Consider the following 19,393-nt stretch of genomic DNA (forward strand, 5'->3'; position numbering starts at 1 on the left):
TGTCCTGTTACTTCACGAGTCCTTTTTGCTTCAGGAAATCTGCCGCCACTTTTTTGGCATCCAGCCCTTCCACCGCAATACTCGCATTCAGCTGTTGCAGGGTTTTCTCATCGAGTTTTTCAAATACCGGTTTCAGCCAGTCGCCGATGTGCGGATATTCTTTCAGCACCGCCTCACGTACTACCGGCGTCGGGGCATAGATAGGCTGCACGCCTTTCGGATCGGTCAGGGTTTGCAGACCCAGCGCCGCCACCGGGCCGTCGGTGCCGTAGGCCATTGCCGCATTCACGCCCGACGTTTGCTGCGCGGCGGCTTTGATGGTCACCGCCGTATCACCGCCCGCGAGAGACAGCAGTTGTTTCTGGTCGAGTTTGAAATCATAGGCTTTTTCAAAGGCCGGAAGCGCATCCGGGCGTTCGATAAATTCCGCCGAGGCTGCCAGTTTGAAATCGCCCTTGTCTTTCAGATAGCGGCTGAGATCGTCGAGCGACGTCAGCTTGCCTTTCTCGGCGATGTCTTTACGAACCGCAATGGTCCAGGTGTTGTTGGCGGGCGCAGGCGTCAGCCAGATCAGTTTGTTCTGTTCGGCATCGAGTTTTTTCACCTTCTCGTAGCCCGCGCTGGCGTTTTTCCACGCCGCGTCGTTTTCGTCTTTGAAGAAGAAAGCCCCATTACCGGTGTATTCCGGATAGATATCCAGCTCACCAGAGGTAATCGCCCCGCGAACCACTGGCGTGGTGCCAAGCTGCACTTTATTGACGGTCTTCACGCCGTGGCTTTCAAGCACTTGCAGGATAATATTGCCCAGCAACGCCCCTTCCGTATCAATCTTAGACCCCACCTTTACCGGCTCTGCCGCCTGTAAAGGCAAGCTCAGCGCCGCCAGTAACGCCGCTGAACCCCATATCCCCTTTGCGATTGTCATTCCACTTTCCTCATTAATTTGCCGCCTTTATCAGGGGCTTGAGAGAAAAGCGTAGACTAAAATCGGAAAGTCATCCTTCTTCTGGCAACCGGAGCGGAACCGTCAGCAAACTGGCGGCAAAATAGAGCACCGCAATCACCCACAGCGTCCCCTCCACGCCAAAAGGTGACACACACAGCGTCACAATCAGCGGGCCAACAAAATTGCTCAGCCCCGATCCGAGATTCAGGCACGAGATGGCTGCGCCTTTGTTCTCCGGTAGCAGCGACGGGATCAGCGCGCTCAACGGGCCAAAGGCTCCCAGCCCGATGGCGTACAGGGCCAGGGCCAGAAACAGCGCCGTTTCGCTGTCACCGAACAGTACCGGGGCGTAGCACACCGCCAGCATCGCCAGGCCGCACAGGGAGCCAGAGAACCAGACCACCGTGTTACGCCAGCCGATGGTGTCGCCCAGCCAGCCGAAGAAGTAGTTAGCAAAGATGTTGAGCACATTCACCAGCCCCCAGACGGTGAGCCACTCGGCGATGCTAAAGCCGAAACGCGGGAGGTAAACCGGCATCAGGATCACCAGCGAAAACTTGCCGATATCGTTGATGGTTTTGACGATCACCGCCAGACGCATTTTCGGCTCGCGCACCAACACCAGAATTCCCTCGGCAAAGGCCGCGCCGAGATGGCCTTCGCGCTGCCAGGTCGGGCGATCGCGATTGAGCACCAGCGCGCAGAATGCGCCTGCTGCAACAAACGCAAATCCGCTCAGCAGCGTGGAGGTTTCGCCAATTCGCGGCAGCATCAGGCTGGAGTACCACGGTCCAACGATGGTCATCCCCACGCCGAACGCTATCCAGAACCACGACACCGCGCGCCCAAGAATGCCCGGCTCGCAGCGCTGGTTAATCCACACCAGAAACGAATAGGCGAACAGCGGATATGCCACGCCGCGCAGGGCGTAGCTCGCGACCATCAAGGGATAATTCCCCTGCGGCAGCGCGTAACCGATAAACGGAATCGAACCGATGAAGTAAATCAGCGTCGCGGCCCACATCAGGCGGCGCAGACCGAGCACGCCCGCGCCAATCCCGGAGAACCACGATACCGCCGCGACGCACAAACCAAACACCGACGACAGCAGGCTGATGTGTACCGCATCAAAACCCCGGTGCTGGAGCATCGATGCCAGCCAACTCTGCTCGATGGTGGCCCCGGTAATAAACAGAAAAATCCCGACAAAACCCCAGCACAATTCCCTGGGCAACCCCAGCCTGGCCCACAGGCCCTGCTGGATAAAAAGTCCTTGTTCCGTCATGCCATTTTGTCTCGCAGCGTGCGTGCATTCATGCGTTTACGATTCATATATCCGACGCTGTTTTCTCCCCAGCAGTGGTCGTACGGCATCCCGGTCAGGCTTTCGATCACCGCTTTATTTTCTGCACTGACCGTTGCCTTGCTGCCGCCCTGCTTCAGGCGCGCCACTTCTTCGTTGAGAATCGCGTGGGTGCGGCTGTTCACTTTGAACTGGAAGGCCGACCAGATCCCCCACAGCGTCAAAATGACCGGCAGCACAATCATGATCACCAGAATCATGTTGATGGCCGACTGCGGCTGTGCGCTTTGTCCGGAGACGAAACCGGATATTTGCAGTGCCACGCCGACGAGGAAAATCGACAGCGCCTGCGAGGCTTTCCGCAGCAGGCTCATAAAGCCCGCGAAGATCCCTTCCCGACGGCGGCAGGTGAGAATTTCATCCACGTCCGCAACAAAGGTGTAGTTGTTCCACGGAATAGCGTAGATACCGCCACGCGCCAGCCCAGCCACTGCTGCACCGACGTACAGCAGCGTCATCCCGCTGGTCCCGCTGAAGTACGCCGAGACAAACAGCGCGAAGGCCACCAGCGCCATCGTGGCCTGGGTAGCAAACGCGCGTGACGGGGAGTAGCGCAACGTCAGCCAGGTCGCGATGCCCACGCCGAAGAATTGCAGGCCATTGACCACGCCGAGCAGGTTAGAAGCCATCACCGACGAGGTCATCAGGGCGAAGACCACAAAGTAGGTAAAGACCGAGTTGAAAATATCCTGCGCCACCGAGCCACCGAGATACATCCCCAGATGCGAACGGAAAGTTTTGATTTTTAACGTCGAAACGAAATCGTAATAGATATGGTACGCGCGGGTGGCGAACGGCTCTTTCTCTTCGTCCTCGTCGTGTTGCTCATTTTGCTGGATCTCTTCCAGCGAGCGTTCCCAGGTGCCGAAGTAAACGAAGAACAGCACGATCATAAAGGAGACGGTAAAAATCGCCCCGGTGTAGAAGAACGAATCGGACGAGTCAGGGCCAAAGTACGCCACCAGACGCCCCGGCAGAAACGCCGCCGCAAAGCCCGCGAGCTGGGCGATGTACATGCGCGCGCTGGTCAGTTTTGAGCGTTTTTTGAAATCCGACGTCATCTCCGCTGAAAGGGTGTCGTACGGGATGATGATCATGGTGTAGACAATTTCAAACAGGATGTAGAACAGCAGGTACATCCAGTAGTTGAAGCCTTCTACCCATAACAGGCTGTAGACCGATACCAGCGGAATACTGGCTAACAGGAAGAAACGGCGACGGCCAAACCGACGCCCTAAACGCGTTTTGTGGAAGTTATCGGAAACGTAGCCAATCACCGGACACATGATCACGTCGACAATTCTCGCCACCGCAAACAACGAGCCCGCCTGGATCGGCGTCAGGCCGCAAAAGGTGGTTAAGAAAAACAGTAGCCAGGCACTGACTAGCGTAAAGGCCCCGGAACCGATCACATCCGCCAGACCGTAGCAGACGTAGTTCCGCAGTTTGATTTCCCGCACTTTTTTGATCATTTTGAACTCCGGATATTCTCTGGGTCCCAGCCCGTCGGCAGCGGTGTTGGGCGCGTAATGGTGATGGCATGAAGATGCAATCCGTCGACGCCGTGCGCGTAAATAGCAGGCAGGCCGTGCGGGTACATTTCCACACCGTGGGCGCGCCCGGTTTGTGGATTCACCAGATAGGCGTTATCCAGCCCCATTCCAGTTGGACGCTCCGGGTTACACGGCGGGCGCACGTCGTAGTAGCCTTGCTCGTCGGATTCAGCGAGTTGCTGATTGAAGGTCAGACCGTTAAAGGTGATATCGCGGATCGCACCCGACGTTTCGCTGTGCAGATTAATCGCCCCCTCACCCACACCGTTCAGGCTGGCGAAGACAATCTGGCTGATATCGCCTGGCGTAACGTCCGGCGCGCGGTGGCGCACGGAAATAAACACCGGATCGGCTTTCCCCCAGTGACACGGATTGGCGTGGCGGCAGTCGAAAACGATGTTGCTGAAGCTCATCTGGCTGAAATGGCCGCCGTCGCGGGAGACCAGGCCGATACCGCGGTTGGATTCAAAGATCACGCAGTTGCTGACCGCCAGATGGGTGATGTCGGCGAAGGTTTCGGTCCCGACTTTAATCGCGCAGCTTTTGGAGCGAATGATGCAGTTGTTCACTGTGACGTTATAAATCGGCTGCTGTAGCTCCGGCGTTTTAGCGGTGGTTTTCAGGCAGATGCCGTCATCGGCAGCGCTAAAATAGCTGTCGCTAATGTGGACATGCTGACAGCTGTCGATATCCAGCGCGTCGGTATTCGCCAGCGTCAGATCATTATCAATGCTGATATTGCGGATAAACACGTGGTTGCAGCTCACCAGATGGGCGGTCCACATCGGCGAGTCGTACAGAGTGATATCGGTGATGCGTACCTGATCGCACCCTTCCAGCACCAGCAGGCGCGGACGCTGCTCTTTCGGCTGGCGATAGCCCTGAGAATCCGCCTGTGCTTCAAACCAGGCGGTGGCGTTGCCGTCGATACAGCCCGCACCGCTCAGCGTCACGTTGCGCGCATCTCGGGCGTAGATCAGCGCCATGCGAGACAGCTCGGCCATGCTTTGCGTTTCGGCGGCGTGGTAATCGCGCGCATTCTGGCTGGCCAGCAGCCGTGCACCCGCCTCAAGATGCAGGGTGAAATTCGACGGCAGCACCAGCGTACCGGTGAGGTAAATTCCCGGCGTGACCACCAGCGTGCCGCCTCCGGCTGCGGCAAGTTGGTCAATTAGGCTTTGGAGGGTGGACGTCACCGGCGTCTGGCCGCTGCGATCGAGGGAGACATTTTCTAATGAGAGTTTCATGTGAATACCTGTCTGCTGTGATGTGACAGGGATTAAACGGGTTTTCTGCGCCGGGTAAGTGGCATGTTTAGCGGGGTTTTGTGGGAAGAGTGAAGAGAGTCACGCCTGCCCGACGCGGCAGGTTGCGCATTTGATCTTGTTCACGTTTTCATCGGTGAGGGAAAAATGAAGTGTGAATGGGGTCACGTTTGGCGGGTGGCTGAGGGGGTGAAAAGTGCGTTTCGGTGAGATTTTGGGATGAGAGGGAGGAATGTTGCGGGGTGGGTCACAGATTGGGCGGGGAGTGTGGGATTGGGGGTTGTGCGGCTTGATGCCCTCACCCCGGCCCTCTCCCACTGGGAGAGGGAGAATTAAATCCCCTCACCCTCGAGGGAGAGGGCGAATTTAGTCCTCTCTCCCTCGAGGGATAAAACCAGCTTAGTGCGGTTCCCTCTCCCTTAGGGAGAGGGTTAGGGTGAGGGGGGAAACCACCACTACAACAGCTCGAACTCGCCCTTATTCACCCGCGCAGAATCTACGCCGATAAAGACGTTGAACTTGCCCGCTTCCGCATCATATTTCATCTGCTGATTCCAGAACTTCAGCGCACCGACGTCAATCGGGAAGCTCACGGTTTTGGTTTCACCCGGCTTCAGGTCAACCTTCTCAAAGCCGCGCAGCTGTTTCACCGGACGGCTCATGGACGCGGTGACATCCTGAACGTACATCTGAATCACCGTTGCGCCTTCGCGTTTACCGGTGTTGGTCACGTCCACGCTGGCGGTCACTTTGCCGTCACGTTTCATCGTTGGCGTAGACATTTTCACGTCCGATACCTTGAAGGTGGTGTAGCTCAGACCATAACCGAACGGATACAGCGGGCCGTTCGCTTCGTCGAAGTAGCGCGAGGTGTATTTGTTCGGCTTATCCGCGTTATACGGACGACCGGTGTTCAGGTGGCTGTAATAGACCGGAATCTGACCAACGGAACGCGGGAAGGACATCGGCAGTTTGCCCGATGGGTTGTAATCGCCAAACAGCACGTCGGCGATGGCGTTACCGCCTTCAGTTCCGGCGAACCAGGTTTCCAGCAGCGCGTCTGCCTGCTGATCCTCTTTCACCAGCGCCAGTGGACGACCGTTCATCAGCACCAGCACCAGCGGTTTACCGGTCGCTTTCAGGGCGCTAATCAGGTCACGCTGGCTCTGCGGAATGTTGATATCGGTACGGCTCGACGCTTCGTGCGCCATACCCTGCGCTTCGCCGACAACCGCCACGACCACATCAGACTGTTTCGCCGCATTGACCGCTTCGTCGATCATCTTTTGAGGAGAGCGCGGATCGACTTTCACCGCCTCTTCGTACTGGTTCAGGAAGGTAACGATATCTTTGTCGTTGGTGACGTTCGCCCCTTTGGCGTACACCACTTTGCCGTTTTCACCCAGCGCGTTTTTAATACCGGTCAGCACGGTAATGGACTGATCGGCGACACCCGCTGCGGACCAGCTGCCCATCACGTCGCGTTTGCTATCAGCCAGCGGGCCGACCACTGCGACAGTGCCAGATTTTTTCAGCGGCAGGGTTTCGAGGCGGTTTTTCAGCAGTACCAGGCTTTCGCGCGCCACTTCACGGGCATCTTTACGATGCAGGCGGCTTTCGGCGTTGGTATCAACCGGGTCAGAATCTTTCGGCCCTAAGTGGCTATACGGATCGTTAAACAGCCCCATGTCGTATTTTACGTTCAGCACGTGACGGGTGGCGTCATCCAGCTCCGCCATCGTGACTTTGCCGGTTTTCACCAGGTCTGGCAGGTATTTGCTGTAGTACTCGTCGCTCATGCTCATGTTGATCCCGGCTTTGAGCGCCACGCGCACCGCATCTTCCGGATCGGAGGCGGTACCGTGTTTAATCAGCTCTTTAATCGCGCCGTGATCGGAAACGGTAATGCCCTTAAAGCCCCACTGGTCGCGCAGGACGTCTTTCAGCAGCCAGGAATCGGAGGTCGCCGGGGTGCCGTTGAGGGAGTTCAGGGCCACCATCACCGCGCCGCTGCCCGCGTCCAGCCCGGCTTTGTACGGCGGCATGTAGTCGTTGAACAGGCGCTGCGGACTCATATCGACGGTGTTGTACTCTTTCCCGCCCTCCACTGCGCCGTAGGCAGCGAAGTGTTTAACGCTGGTCATCACTGAATAGCGATCCGCCGGGCTTTTACCCTGCATCGCTTCGACCATCGTTTTACCGAGAGTGGCGGTTAAAAAGGTGTCTTCACCAAAGCCTTCGGAGGCACGGCCCCAGCGCGGATCGCGCGAGACATCGACCATCGGTGCCCAGGTCATGTTCAGACCATCGTCGGCAGCTTCATAGGCGGAAATGCGCCCGACGGTTCTGACCGCATCGAGGTTAAAGGACGAGGCTAAACCGAGGCTAATCGGGAAGACGGTACGCTGGCCGTGGACCACGTCGTAGGCGAAGAAGAGAGGAATTTTCAGGCGGCTGAGCTGCATCACCTGATCCTGCATTTTACGGATATCTTCGCGGGTGACGGTGTTGAAAATCGCCCCGACCTGGCTCTCTTTGATCATCTCGCGGATCGCCTCTTTCGGGTTATCCGGGCCGACGCTTATCAAACGCAGCTGACCGATTTTTTCATCGACCGTCATTTTGGTCAGCAAGTCGGTAACGAAGGCGTCACGGGCTTCCGGGGTTAACGGGTGGTTGCCAAACAGATCTTCAGCCAGCGCGGGTTGCAGCGCCAGGCTTACTGCGACAGCTACAGAACAAAGCCATTTCATGTTGTTGTACTCTCTCATCATCAACCGCCGGAAAACTCGGCCAGACCGTGCGAAAAGCGCAGTGTGCCACAAACCCTTTAAACGTTGCAGGGTTATTCTCTGATTTTTCTCATGAATACTTGTTCGCTTAACAGTTAATCGCGCTATGCTTTACAGCGAGAAATTTGCCCCACCACAAGGAGTGGAAGATGACGTCTGTTCGCACACAAAATAACAACACTTTCATTAACGAACTGTCTCGCCTGGTTGGTCACTCTCACCTGCTGACTGACCCGGAAAAAACCGCCCGCTATCGCAAGGGCTTCCGTTCTGGTCAGGGCGAAGCGCTGGCGGTGGTGTTCCCCGGCACGCTGCTGGAACTGTGGCGCGTCCTCAGCGCCTGCGTCGCCGCCGACAAAATTATTCTGATGCAGGCGGCGAATACCGGCCTGACGGAAGGCTCTACGCCAAACGGCAATGATTACGACCGGGATATCGTCATTATCAGCACCCTGCGCCTCGATAAGCTGCATCTGCTGGATAAAGGCGAGCAGGTGCTGGCGTATCCTGGCACCACGCTGTATTCACTGGAAAAAGCGCTCAAGCCTTTCGGTCGTGAGCCGCATTCGGTGATTGGTTCCTCCTGTATTGGCGCGTCGGTGGTTGGCGGGATCTGCAATAACTCCGGCGGTTCGCTGGTGCAGCGCGGCCCGGCGTATACCGAAATGTCGCTGTTTGCGCGTATTGATGAAAACGGCAAGCTCCAGCTGGTGAACCATCTGGGGATCAATCTTGGCGTCACGCCGGAGCAGATCCTCAGCAAGCTCGACGACGAGCGTGTCAACGACGCCGACGTGCAACACGATGGCCGTCACGCCCACGATCATGATTACGTTGAACGCGTGCGTGATATCGAGGCCGATACCCCAGCACGCTATAACGCTGACCCGGATCGTCTGTTTGAATCCTCCGGCTGCGCGGGCAAACTGGCGGTGTTTGCCGTACGCCTCGACACTTTCCCGGCAGAGAAAAATCAGCAGGTCTTTTATATCGGCACCAACCAGCCGGACGTGCTGACCGAAATCCGTCGCCATATTTTAGGTGAGTTCAAAAATCTGCCGGTGGCGGGCGAGTATATGCACCGCGATATTTACGATATCGCCGAGCGTTACGGAAAAGACACCTTCCTGATGATCGACAAACTCGGCACCGACAAAATGCCGTTCTTCTTCACCATGAAGGGCCGTGCCGACGCGATGCTCGGTAAAGTGTCGCTGTTCAAACCGCACTTCACCGACCGCTTTATGCAGAAGCTCGGTACCGCCTTCCCGGCGCATCTGCCGCCGCGCATGAAAAGCTGGCGCGATAAGTACGAACATCACCTGCTGCTGAAGATGTCGGGCGATGGAATTGCCGAAGCGCAGACCTGGCTAGCGGATTACTTTAAAACTGCCGAAGGCGATTTCTTCGCCTGTACGCCGGAAGAAGGCAGCAAGGCGTTCTTACACCGCTTTGCCGCGGCGGGCGCAGCGATTCGCTACCAGGCGGTTCACGCCGACGAAGTGGAAGATATTCTGGCGCTGGACATCGCCCTGCGTCGTAACGACACCGAATGGTTTGAACATCTGCCGCCGGAAATCGACAGCAAGCTGGTGCATAAACTCTATTATGGCCACTTTATGTGTCACGTTTTCCACCAGGATTACATTGTCAAAAAAGGCGTGGACGCGCATGAGCTGAAAGAACAGATGCTGGAACTGTTGCGCGCGCGCGGGGCGCAATACCCGGCGGAACACAACGTGGGGCATCTGTATGAAGCCCCTGAGACGCTTAAACATTTTTATCGCGAGAATGACCCAACCAATAGCATGAATCCCGGCATTGGTAAGACCACAAAGCACAAATACTGGAAAGAGGCGTCAGATGCAGAGCATGGCGAGACGCAAGCTGCTGATCAAATAATAAAGCCCCATTGAAACTGTTGTTAAGCTCTTAACAATCGTACTAGAGTAGTTTCACATCGCCGGAGAAACCTTTCTCCGGCATTTTATTCTGAGGAGCAAGCCCACCATGTCGGCCGTTGATATCTTATCTGCTTGTGAAGTTGAGGTACGAGACGCCCAACCTGACGACGTTCATGCCATTGCCGCGATCTATGCCTGGCATGTGCTCAACGGGCGTGCCTCGTTCGAAGAAGTTCCCCCGACTATTGATGAAATGCGCCAGCGTATGAGCACGATTGCCGCTGACGGTTTACCCTGGCTGGTGGCGCTGTACCGCGGCGTGGTGGTCGGTTATTGCTACGCGGGCCTGTATCGTGTGCGCCCGGCTTATCGCTACACGCTGGAAGAGTCGATTTACGTTGATGCCAGCGCGACAGGGCGTGGCTTTGGCAGTGCATTAATGGACGCACTTATCGCCCGTTGCGAACAAGGTCCGTGGCGACAGATGATTGCCGTGGTCGGTGACGGGCATAACAATGCTGGCTCTCTGCGGTTGCATAAAAAACATGGATTCGAAGTGGCCGGACAGCTCAGAAGTGTGGGCTATAAGAAAGGGAACTGGCGGGATACGCTGATTATGCAGCGTCCGCTGAACGACGGTGACTGGACGCTGCCGGAATAGCGGTATTTGTGCGGTCTGGTGCCCTCACCCCGGCCCTCTCCCACGGGAGAGGGAGAAAACACTAAAAACGGCAACGAAGTTGCCGTTTTGCTTTGACCTTGTAGGCCCGGCGTTTGCCCGGCCTACAAAACCACAACCAACATAACCACAGCAGACGATCAATCGTTTTGCGCGGTTTCCATCTGCGCCGCTTTTTGCTTTTTATAGCTCATCGCCGCCGCAGGAACGGGTGTGACTTTCCCGGTTTCAATCCAGGTGCGTAAACGACTCGCATCAGCAAAGTGGGTGTATTTCCCGAACGCATCCATCACCACCAGCCCGACCGGTTTACCGTTAAAGACGGTACGCATCACCAGACAGTGACCTGCCGCATTGGTAAAGCCGGTTTTGGTTAACTGAATATTCCAGTTATCGCGATACACCAGATGGTTGGTATTGCGGAACGGCAGCGTGTACGCCGGATTGGAGAAGGTTGCCATCTCTTCGCGCGTGGTGCTGAGCTGGCCGATCAGCGGATACTGTTTGCTGGCCAGCAGAAGCTGCGTCAGGTCCCGCGCGGTCGAGACGTTATGAATCGATAGACCGGTCGGCTCGACAAAACGGGTGTTGGTCATGCCCAGTGATTTGGCTTTCGCATTCATCGCGCGGATAAACGCGTTATACCCGCCCGGATAATGGTGCGCGAGGCTCGCGGCCGCACGGTTTTCCGAGGACATCAGCGCCAGCAGCAGCATATTTTTACGGCTGATTTCGCTGTTCAGACGCACGCGAGAATAGATTCCTTTCATCTCTGGCGTCTGGCTAATATCGACTTTCAGTTTCTCATCCAGCGGCAGTCGTGCATCAAGCACCACCATCGCGGTCATTAATTTGGTAATAGACGCAATCGGACGCACCAGATCCGGATGACTGGAATAGATCACCTTATTGGTATTCAGATCAACAATCATTGCGCTACCGGAGGCAATTTCCGGTTGAGCGGCAGTGGTGACTGCAGTTGTTTTAGCAATCGCTGGCGCGGCAACAGGCACAGCCAGGATCAGCGCAAGGCTAAGCAAAGAAATTCGGAATTTCAGCATGGTGAGACTTCTGATAATTATTCATGCACGTGATGACGTACGCCTCCTGTCACATCGAGCGAAACAGGCTGGCAAAGGCATCATAGCGGCCCTGGTGAGTTGTCGCCAGTGGAGAATCATGAACAGATGCTGCATTGCTGGCATTTACGCCAGCAATGCTTTTACCTCAGAAGAGACGGTAGCCGTAACCCCACAGAATGACCGTGAGTGCCAGCAGCGCCTCCAGCACCAGCACGCCAATGGCGAGAGTTGAACTGGAGAAGCTTAAACCTTCTTCTTTGTTAATGTTGAGGAAGGTCGGAATACCGACGTACAGCAGATAGCCGGTGTAAAACAGCGCGATGGTCCCAATCAGCGCGCATAGCCAGACCAGCGGATAGAGCGCCACGATGCCGCTCATAAACAGCGGTGTCGCCACATATCCGGCGAAGACCATGCACATCGTAAGCGACGGACGCTGCGGATAGTTACGCGCCATCCAGTAAATAACCCGCCCCATCACCGCCACGCCTGCCAGCATCAGTCCGTAGAACACTATCGCCAGCGCCAGCCCGGTCATCCAGGAAAGCTTCACGACAGTGCCATCGCCAAAATTCCAGCCAATTTGTGTTGTGCCTATAAACGCGCAGATCACCGGTACGGCAGCCATGAGCAGGACATGGTGCGTGTAGTGATGCGCGACCGTTTCATTCTCGCTTCTGATGACATGCATCTCACGATCGGGATGGGAAAACAGCCCCCAGACATGGTTCATAAAGCCCCCTCATTGTCGGCCCGTCAGGCGATACCCTAAGTATAATTCAGCTTTAGATTATTTTATGACCAGCAATAAAAATGCCGCTTACGGGCAAATCACGCTGGTTGCCGCGCCATTGATTCACAGGGTGTATGCTTAATAGAGGTTCACAGAGGGAGACAACGCTGACCTTATGGATATCAATAGTCTGATTGAACAATACGGGTATGCGGCGCTGGTGATAGGCAGTGTGGCGGAAGGTGAAACCATTACGCTTCTCGGAGGGGTGGCGGCCCATCAGGGTTTACTCCGTTTTCCGCTGGTGGTGGCCGCCGTGGCGCTCGGCGGGATGATTGGCGATCAACTGCTCTATTTGCTGGGATTACGCTTTGGCCCGACCCTGCTCAAACGTTTCTCAAAGCATCAGAAAAAAATCAACCGCGCCCAGCGGCTGATTCAGCGTCATCCTTACCTGTTTGTTATCGGCACCCGGTTTATGTACGGCTTTCGTATTATCGGCCCGCTGCTGATTGGTGCCAGTCGTTTGCCGCCGAAAATCTTCCTGCCGCTCAACATCATCGGGGCCATTGCCTGGGCGCTGATTTTTACCACGCTTGGGTACGTCGGCGGGGAAGTGATCGGCCCGTGGTTGCATAATTTCGATAAGCATCTGAAGCACTGGATCTGGTTAATCGTGGTGGTGGTCGTGGTGGTAGCCTGGCGACTGTGGCGCAAGCATCGGGATAGTGCGCGGGAGTAAAAGTATCACTCCCGCACGCGTTTAGCTGTGGTGGTATCCGCCGCCCAGCGCGGAGGTGAGTTGCAGCGTGGCATCGACGTACTGGCCTTGCAGCGTCAGCCCAGCGATGTGCTCCTGCAGAGCAGGAATTTTCACTTCGCTGACGCGCGAACCAGCAATGATCCCGGCGTTAAAGCGAGCCTGCGCCTGAGCTACCACGCGCGCGGTATCGGCTTCAATTTTCTGCTGTTGCTGGGTCTTACTGATCAGCGTGTCCACTTCACTGGCTGTGCGAGCGACTTGATTCACCGCATCGACCACCGCTTTGTTGTAATTCGCGACGGACAGATTGCTTTGCGCCTGGGCGATATCCAGATTGGCATTCAGGCGTCCGCTGTCGAAAATCGGCAACGTCAAACCTGCCGTTACGCCCATTTGTTGCGCCGACGAGCGGAACAAATCGCTTAAGTGCAGGGCATCCTGTTGCAGGAACGCCATCAGGTTGACGTCAGGATAAAAGGCCGCCTTCGCCGCATCCACTTCGTTCATAGAGGCTTCGATATACCAGTGCGCTTCCTGCAGATCCGGGCGGCGTGCCAGCAATTCGTAACCGAGCGTCGACGGTAGCGAAGCCTCAGCTTTCGGCAGGTCGTGTGGGGCCAGCTTCATCGACGAGGTATTGGTCAACGCCTGCAGGCGCGCTTCGATGGCTTTCATTTTCCCGTGGACTTCGGCCATCTGCTCCTCGGTTTTGCTGGCGTTGATATCGGTGACGGCGCCTTCAACAGAAGAGTTGATGCCCTGCTGATACAGCTCGCGATCGACGGCGATGATTGACTCTTGTTCTTGCTTGATGTGGGTGAGCACATTGCCGATGGCGGCCTGTGTTTGCCACTCCCAGTACAAACGCGCCACGCTGCTGGCGAGCAGTTGCCGGGTCTGTTCCATCTCCGCTTTCTGCGCGTTGACTTTGCCAATGCGTGCCTCGACCTGAGAGCGGTTTTTCCCCCACAGATCCAAATCCCAGCCCGCGGTCAGGCCAAAGGTACCGTTGGTGTACCACGGCCCTGTAGTGCCCGCCGTTGGATCGGTGAAGGCAAACGGACCCATCAGCCCTTCAGCTGACATTTTTTGCCGCTCGGCATCAGCAGAGAAATCAACCTGAGGGCCACCCGCTGCCATTGCCATTTTGGCCTGTGCTTCGGCCAGCGCGATACGCTGATGCGCGATCTGCATATCCGGCGCATCGGCTTGCGCTTTCGCAATCAGGGAATCCAGCTCAGGGTCGTGGAAATCTTTCCACCATTCGTTTTTGGGCCACTGGGTATGGCTAAACTGAGTGCTGATTTGGGTCACAGGCGATTGCGGTTTCAGTGAAGCCGCCGTGTCGTGGCCTGGAGCACACGCCACAAGAAGTAAAGAGAGAGGTAAACTCAAAGAATAAATAATTGAACGTTTCATCACGCCATTCACGCAAAATAGAAAGACGCAAATTACGCCTGATGCTTTTCTTTTTTTTAGTAACCCGTGGCAACCCGCACTTTGAAACACACGCACATAATCAGAAAAATATTTCCCTTATGAATTAATCGATTACATTCATTCATCGCACTGATTATTTGAGTGCGCCGTCAGGCTGCTACACTTTAAGTGATTTGATTTCTATTGCGAAGTAGAGAGGGCGAAGGGAATGAAAATACTACTGTGGGTTATTCTGATTATTTTCCTGATTGGTTTATTGGTTGTGACAGGCGTCTTTAAAATGATTTTCTGAGGGTCACCCGACAGGCTTTGGCCTGTCGGGGCAAGATTATTTGGACTGAATGACCCGCGCAATCTCCGCCGACGTTTGCAGAGTGCGAATCTCCTGAAATAACGTCAGCGCTTCGGCGTATTCTTTGCGTAAATAACTCAGCCACTGCTTAATACGCGCCACATGATATAGCCCGGTATCGCCCTGCTTTTCCAGACGAGAATATTTTTGCAGCAGCGTGACCACGTCAGGCCAGGGCATACGCGGTTCATTGTACTTAATCACCCGGCTCAGATTGGGCACATTGAGCGCGCCGCGACCGATCATTACCGACTCGCAGCCCGTTTCTTTGATGCACGCCTGCGCGCTTTCGTAGTCCCAGATTTCGCCGTTAGCGATTACTGGAATAGAGAGTCGCTGGCGGATTTCGCCGATCGCCTGCCAGTTAATACGCTCGGCTTTGTAGCCGTCATCTTTGGTTCGCCCATGAACAGCCAGCTCTGTGGCTCCGGCCTGCTGTACCGCATCGGCAATTTCGAACTGGCGGTCGCTGCTGTCCCAGCCCAGACGCACTTTCACCGTGACCGGTAAATGGGCTGGCACCGCCTCGCGCATTGCTTTCGCGCCACGATAAATGAGTTCAGGATCTTTGAGGAGTGTCGCCCCACCGCCGCTGCCGTTGACCATTTTCGACGGACAGCCGCAGTTGAGATCCACACCGTATGAACCCAGTTCAACGGCGCGGGCGGCATTTTCCGCCAGCCACTCAGGGTATTGTCCCAATAGCTGAATGCGTACCAGCGTGCCGGATGAGGTGCGGCTCTGGCGATGCAGCTCCGGGCAGAGTCGGTAAAACGACTTTACTGGCAATAGCATATCGACCACCCGCAAAAACTCGGTGATGCAGAGATCGTAATCGTTAACCTCGGTCAGCAGCTCGCGCACTAATGAGTCGAGCACGCCTTCCATCGGCGCCAGTAAAACACGCATTCTCAGTACCTGTGAAAAAAGACGCGCTATAGTAGCCGCTCTCTACAGGCGTGCAAAGGCTTTAACGCGAGTCTATCTCACAAACCAGTAGGCCAATATGCCCAACACGATAACAATGAGTATCGTGAAAGCCGGCCCCATTGCGAAGGCGTACCAGTTCAGATCTTCTTCTTTTTTTATATCGTTGAAACGCATCAGGGCGCTTGCGGCATCCAATGCCGTAACCTCTTCAAACTGCTGTTCATAGCCCTGCTCTTTCAGAAGCGTTGCGGCCTCAGCGTTACGTTTCTCCACTGCCGAAATCTGTGTTCCCTTTTTGAAAAAAATGAAATCTTTCACCGGAATCTCCTGACCACGATAATGCCTTTTATCATATCATCGCTTCAAAAATAGTCACCGCAACTACACTGTTTTAACTGGCTTTTACTGTGAATGCTGTGGAAATGCCTAACGTTCCAAAAAGGAATGTCTGGTATGCTCAAATTTCATGTTGTGATCCGTAGCACGTTTCCATGTTTAATTGTATGATGAATGCGTTCCATCAAGGACTTTCACCATGACCAAAACATTCAATACCCTCTGGCAGTACCTGCGTGCATTTGTGCTGATTTATGCCTGCCTTTACGCCGGGATTTTCATCGCCTCCCTGCTGCCTATCATCATACCTGGCAGTATTATCGGGATGCTGATTCTGTTTTTGCTGCTGGCGCTGCAAATCCTGCCCGCTAAATGGGTCAATCCCGGCTGCTACGTGCTGATCCGCTATATGGCGCTGCTGTTTGTGCCTATTGGTGTCGGGGTGATGCAATATTACGATCTGCTTAAAGCCCAGTACGGCCCGATTCTGGTCTCATGTGCGGTGAGTACGCTGGTGGTGTTCCTGGTGGTGAGCTGGAGCTCGCATCTGGTGCACGGCGAACGCAAAGTCATTGGGCAAAAAGGGACTAAAGAATGATAGCCAATATCTGGTGGTCGCTGCCGTTGACCCTGGTGGTGTTTTTCGCTGCGCGTAAACTTGCGGCACGCTTTAAGATGGCATTGCTCAATCCGCTGCTCGTTGCCATGGTGGTCATTATTCCGTTCCTGCTGTTCACCGGTATTCCTTATGAGCGCTATTTTGCCGGTAGCAAGATTCTGAACGATTTACTCCAGCCCGCCGTTGTGGCACTGGCGTTCCCGCTGTATGAGCAATTGCATCAAATCCGCGCACGCTGGAAGTCAATCATCACCATTTGCCTGATTGGCAGCGTGGTGGCAATGGTCACTGGCACGTCAGTGGCGCTGCTGATGGGCGCATCTCCGCAAATTGCCGCCTCTATTCTGCCGAAATCCGTGACCACACCCATTGCAATGGCCGTTGGCGGCAGCATCGGCGGGATACCGGCGATCAGCGCCATGTGCGTTATTTTTGTCGGTATTTTAGGCGCGGTGTTTGGTCATACTTTGCTAAATTTAATGCGTATCCGGACCAAAGCTGCGCGCGGCCTGGCGATGGGTACCGCTTCGCACGCCCTTGGCACTGCGCGCTGTGCTGAACTGGACTATCAGGAAGGCGCGTTCAGTTCGCTGGCGCTGGTGATTTGCGGGATCATGACTTCGCTCATCGCTCCCTTCCTGTTCCCGATTATTCTGGCGATCGTTGGCTAAAATTTGCGATGTGTCGCGCAAATTTCATTTTGTTTTCATAAGTTGCATACATAATGAGAAGTGGATCACATATAAAGCCCTGGTGGCTCCGTACACTACCGATCCATTAACCTTTATGAGGCATTGCCATGCACCCACGTTTTCAAACTGCTTTTGCCCAGCTAGCAGAGAATTTGCAATCAGCCCTGGCTCCGGTTCTGGCGGATACGCACTTCCCCGCCTTGCTGAGCGCAGAGCAGGTCACGACGCTTAAACAGGCAACGGGACTGGACGAAGACGCGCTGGCTTTCGCACTGCTGCCGCTGGCTGCCGCCTGCGCCAGAGCCGATCTCTCCCACTTTAACGTTGGTGCCATTGCGCGCGGCGTGAGCGGGACCTGGTATTTCGGCGGGAACATGGAGTTCCTGGGTGCGACCATGCAACAGACCGTCCACGCCGAACAAAGCGCCATCAGCCATGCCTGGCTGCGCGGTGAAAAAGCGCTGCAGGCCATCACTGTGAACTACACTCCTTGCGGTCACTGCCGCCAGTTTATGAATGAGCTGAACAGCGGTTTGCAACTGCGCATCAATCTGCCTGGCCGTGAGCCACATACGCTGGGTGACTATCTGCCGGATGCCTTTGGCCCGAAAGATCTGGATATCAAAACTCTGCTGATGGATGACCAGGATCACGGCTATGCTTTGACAGGTGATGCGCTGTCCCAGGCCGCAATCGCTGCGGCGAACAAAAGCCATACCCCTTACAGTAAATCGCCGAGCGGCGTGGCGCTGGAGCTGCGTGATGGGCAAATTTTCTCCGGGAGCTACGCTGAAAACGCCGCCTTCAACCCGACGCTGCCACCGCTGCAAGGCGCACTGAATCTGCTGAGCCTGAACGGGTACGACTATCCGGATATTCAGCGCGCGATTCTGGCTGAAATTGCCGATGCACCATTGATCCAGTGGGACGCCACCGCCGCCACGCTGAAAGCGCTGGGCTGTACCAGCATCGACCGGACATTGCTGGCGTAATTACCCTGTGCGGGCAGAAATGCCCGCTCTGCTGATGAAAATCCCCCCAATCAAACCGCTGTTTCTTGCGCTTACCAGGCGGGTAAAGTAGCCTGAGTGAAATTTCCCTTCACGGAACGAGCCATCTTCATGTTAAAGCGCGTGTTTTACAGCCTGTTTGTCCTGGTCGGCATTCTGCTGTTGACTGCACTTGGCCTCGACCGTTGGATGAGCTGGAAAACCGCCCCTTACATCTTTGATGATCTGCAGGATTTACCTTATCGCCAGGTCGGCGTGGTGCTGGGTACCGCCAAGTATTACCGTACTGGCGTTATCAATCAGTATTATCGCTACCGCATTCAGGGCGCGCTTAACGCCTATAACAGCGGAAAGGTCAATTACCTGCTGCTGAGTGGCGATAACGCCCAACAAAGTTATAACGAGCCGATGACCATGCGAAAGGATTTGATTGCCGCAGGTGTCGATCCGGCAGATATCGTGCTCGACTACGCCGGATTCCGTACCCTGGATTCCATCGTCCGCACGCGCAAGGTCTTTGATACCAACGATTTTATTATTATCACCCAGCGCTTCCACTGCGAACGGGCACTGTTTATCGCCCTGCACATGGGCATTCAGGCCCAGTGTTATGCCGTTCCCTCACCGAAAGATATGTGGAGCGTTCGGGTACGTGAGTTTGGCGCCCGCTTTGGCGCGCTGGCCGATCTCTATCTGTTCAAACGTGAACCGCGTTTCCTCGGCCCGTTAGTTCCGATTCCGGCGATGCATCAGGTGCCTGAAGATGCGCAGGATTATCCAGCGGTGACGCCGGAACAGCTTCTTGAATTGCAAAAGAAAGAGAAAAAATAAGTCATTTTTATATTTTCTTTATAGTAGTGAGTGGCATTTTTACAGCCCGTTTATATCTTAAAACAAACGGCTATTTTATGCTGGATTCATCGCCATCACGGCC

17 protein-coding genes are annotated in these 19,393 nt (G+C 55.2%); 7 read left to right on the forward strand and 10 right to left on the reverse strand.

From position 1 onward, the window contains the following. Positions 1 to 7 precede the first annotated feature (7 nt). From C3708_RS13525 to bglX, 5 genes are all read right to left on the reverse strand, one after another. Positions 8 to 925 (reverse strand): ABC transporter substrate-binding protein, encoded by a 918-nt coding sequence (locus C3708_RS13525; protein ID WP_103946220.1) that lies wholly within the window; start codon positions 923 to 925, stop codon positions 8 to 10. A gap of 70 nt (positions 926 to 995) precedes the next feature. Continuing rightward, entirely contained in the window at positions 996 to 2,231 is a 1,236-nt protein-coding gene (locus tag C3708_RS13530) for an MFS transporter (protein WP_095282650.1), read from the reverse strand. Continuing rightward, on the reverse strand, positions 2,228 to 3,781 hold the full coding sequence (locus tag C3708_RS13535; RefSeq protein WP_103946222.1) for an MFS transporter: 1,554 nt from the start codon (positions 3,779 to 3,781) through the stop codon (positions 2,228 to 2,230). The genes C3708_RS13530 and C3708_RS13535 overlap by 4 nt, the downstream gene beginning before the upstream one ends. Then, positions 3,778 to 5,109, reverse strand: coding sequence for a glycoside hydrolase family 28 protein (locus C3708_RS13540; RefSeq protein ID WP_103949597.1), 1,332 nt, complete (start codon positions 5,107 to 5,109; stop codon positions 3,778 to 3,780). The genes C3708_RS13535 and C3708_RS13540 overlap by 4 nt, the downstream gene beginning before the upstream one ends. A 473-nt stretch (positions 5,110 to 5,582) precedes the next feature. Further along, positions 5,583 to 7,880 (reverse strand): beta-glucosidase BglX, encoded by a 2,298-nt coding sequence (gene bglX, locus C3708_RS13545; protein WP_103949637.1) that lies wholly within the window; start codon positions 7,878 to 7,880, stop codon positions 5,583 to 5,585. Positions 7,881 to 8,068: 188 nt separating this feature from the next. On the opposite strand from bglX, the gene dld reads away from it, so the two are divergent. Together dld and C3708_RS13555 are read left to right on the forward strand one after the other, a co-directional pair. Beyond that, the gene (gene dld, locus C3708_RS13550; RefSeq protein WP_103949598.1) at positions 8,069 to 9,835 is read left to right on the forward strand and encodes a D-lactate dehydrogenase; all 1,767 of its coding nucleotides are present in this window, start codon (positions 8,069 to 8,071) and stop codon (positions 9,833 to 9,835) included. A 94-nt stretch (positions 9,836 to 9,929) separates the two neighbouring features. After that, positions 9,930 to 10,484: a GNAT family N-acetyltransferase gene (locus C3708_RS13555; RefSeq protein ID WP_095282655.1), complete on the forward strand. Its 555-nt coding sequence runs from the start codon at positions 9,930 to 9,932 to the stop codon at positions 10,482 to 10,484. Positions 10,485 to 10,642: 158 nt separating this feature from the next. Here the strand turns inward: C3708_RS13555 and pbpG are convergent, their stop codons facing one another. Then, positions 10,643 to 11,563 carry a D-alanyl-D-alanine endopeptidase gene (pbpG, locus tag C3708_RS13560; RefSeq protein WP_095282656.1) on the reverse strand — a complete coding sequence of 307 codons (921 nt, stop codon included), beginning with the start codon at positions 11,561 to 11,563 and terminating at the stop codon, positions 10,643 to 10,645. A gap of 166 nt (positions 11,564 to 11,729) precedes the next feature. Continuing rightward, on the reverse strand, positions 11,730 to 12,317 hold the full coding sequence (locus C3708_RS13565) for a Yip1 family protein (RefSeq protein WP_103949599.1): 588 nt from the start codon (positions 12,315 to 12,317) through the stop codon (positions 11,730 to 11,732). A 175-nt stretch (positions 12,318 to 12,492) separates the two neighbouring features. Between C3708_RS13565 and C3708_RS13570 the strand changes: the two genes are divergently transcribed. Beyond that, on the forward strand, positions 12,493 to 13,059 hold the full coding sequence (locus C3708_RS13570; protein WP_095282658.1) for a DedA family protein: 567 nt from the start codon (positions 12,493 to 12,495) through the stop codon (positions 13,057 to 13,059). A 21-nt stretch (positions 13,060 to 13,080) separates the two neighbouring features. Here the strand turns inward: C3708_RS13570 and mdtQ are convergent, their stop codons facing one another. The 3 genes from mdtQ to C3708_RS13585 form a co-directional block, all read right to left on the reverse strand. After that, positions 13,081 to 14,499, reverse strand: coding sequence for a multidrug resistance outer membrane protein MdtQ (gene mdtQ, locus C3708_RS13575; RefSeq protein WP_103949600.1), 1,419 nt, complete (start codon positions 14,497 to 14,499; stop codon positions 13,081 to 13,083). A gap of 349 nt (positions 14,500 to 14,848) precedes the next feature. Then, positions 14,849 to 15,781, reverse strand: coding sequence for a tRNA dihydrouridine(16) synthase DusC (gene dusC / locus C3708_RS13580; RefSeq protein WP_095282660.1), 933 nt, complete (start codon positions 15,779 to 15,781; stop codon positions 14,849 to 14,851). Between the two features lie 72 nt (positions 15,782 to 15,853). Further along, positions 15,854 to 16,120 (reverse strand): hypothetical protein, encoded by a 267-nt coding sequence (locus C3708_RS13585; RefSeq protein WP_103949601.1) that lies wholly within the window; start codon positions 16,118 to 16,120, stop codon positions 15,854 to 15,856. Between the two features lie 217 nt (positions 16,121 to 16,337). Between C3708_RS13585 and C3708_RS13590 the strand changes: the two genes are divergently transcribed. The 4 genes from C3708_RS13590 to sanA all read left to right on the forward strand — a co-directional run bounded on the left by C3708_RS13590 (position 16,338) and on the right by sanA (position 19,290). Then, the gene (locus C3708_RS13590) at positions 16,338 to 16,736 is read left to right on the forward strand and encodes a CidA/LrgA family protein (protein ID WP_095282662.1); all 399 of its coding nucleotides are present in this window, start codon (positions 16,338 to 16,340) and stop codon (positions 16,734 to 16,736) included. Beyond that, a complete protein-coding gene (locus C3708_RS13595; RefSeq protein WP_103947184.1) occupies positions 16,733 to 17,428 on the forward strand; it encodes a CidB/LrgB family autolysis modulator in 696 nt (231 codons plus the stop codon). The genes C3708_RS13590 and C3708_RS13595 overlap by 4 nt, the downstream gene beginning before the upstream one ends. A gap of 128 nt (positions 17,429 to 17,556) precedes the next feature. Next, positions 17,557 to 18,441: a cytidine deaminase gene (gene cdd, locus C3708_RS13600; RefSeq protein ID WP_103947185.1), complete on the forward strand. Its 885-nt coding sequence runs from the start codon at positions 17,557 to 17,559 to the stop codon at positions 18,439 to 18,441. Between the two features lie 129 nt (positions 18,442 to 18,570). Beyond that, the gene (sanA, locus tag C3708_RS13605; protein ID WP_095282665.1) at positions 18,571 to 19,290 is read left to right on the forward strand and encodes an outer membrane permeability protein SanA; all 720 of its coding nucleotides are present in this window, start codon (positions 18,571 to 18,573) and stop codon (positions 19,288 to 19,290) included. Positions 19,291 to 19,393: the final 103 nt, after the last annotated feature.

Origin of the sequence: Lelliottia sp. 7254-16, assembly GCF_002922995.1 — a bacterium.
GTDB classification, from domain to species: domain Bacteria; phylum Pseudomonadota; class Gammaproteobacteria; order Enterobacterales; family Enterobacteriaceae; genus Enterobacter; species Enterobacter jeotgali.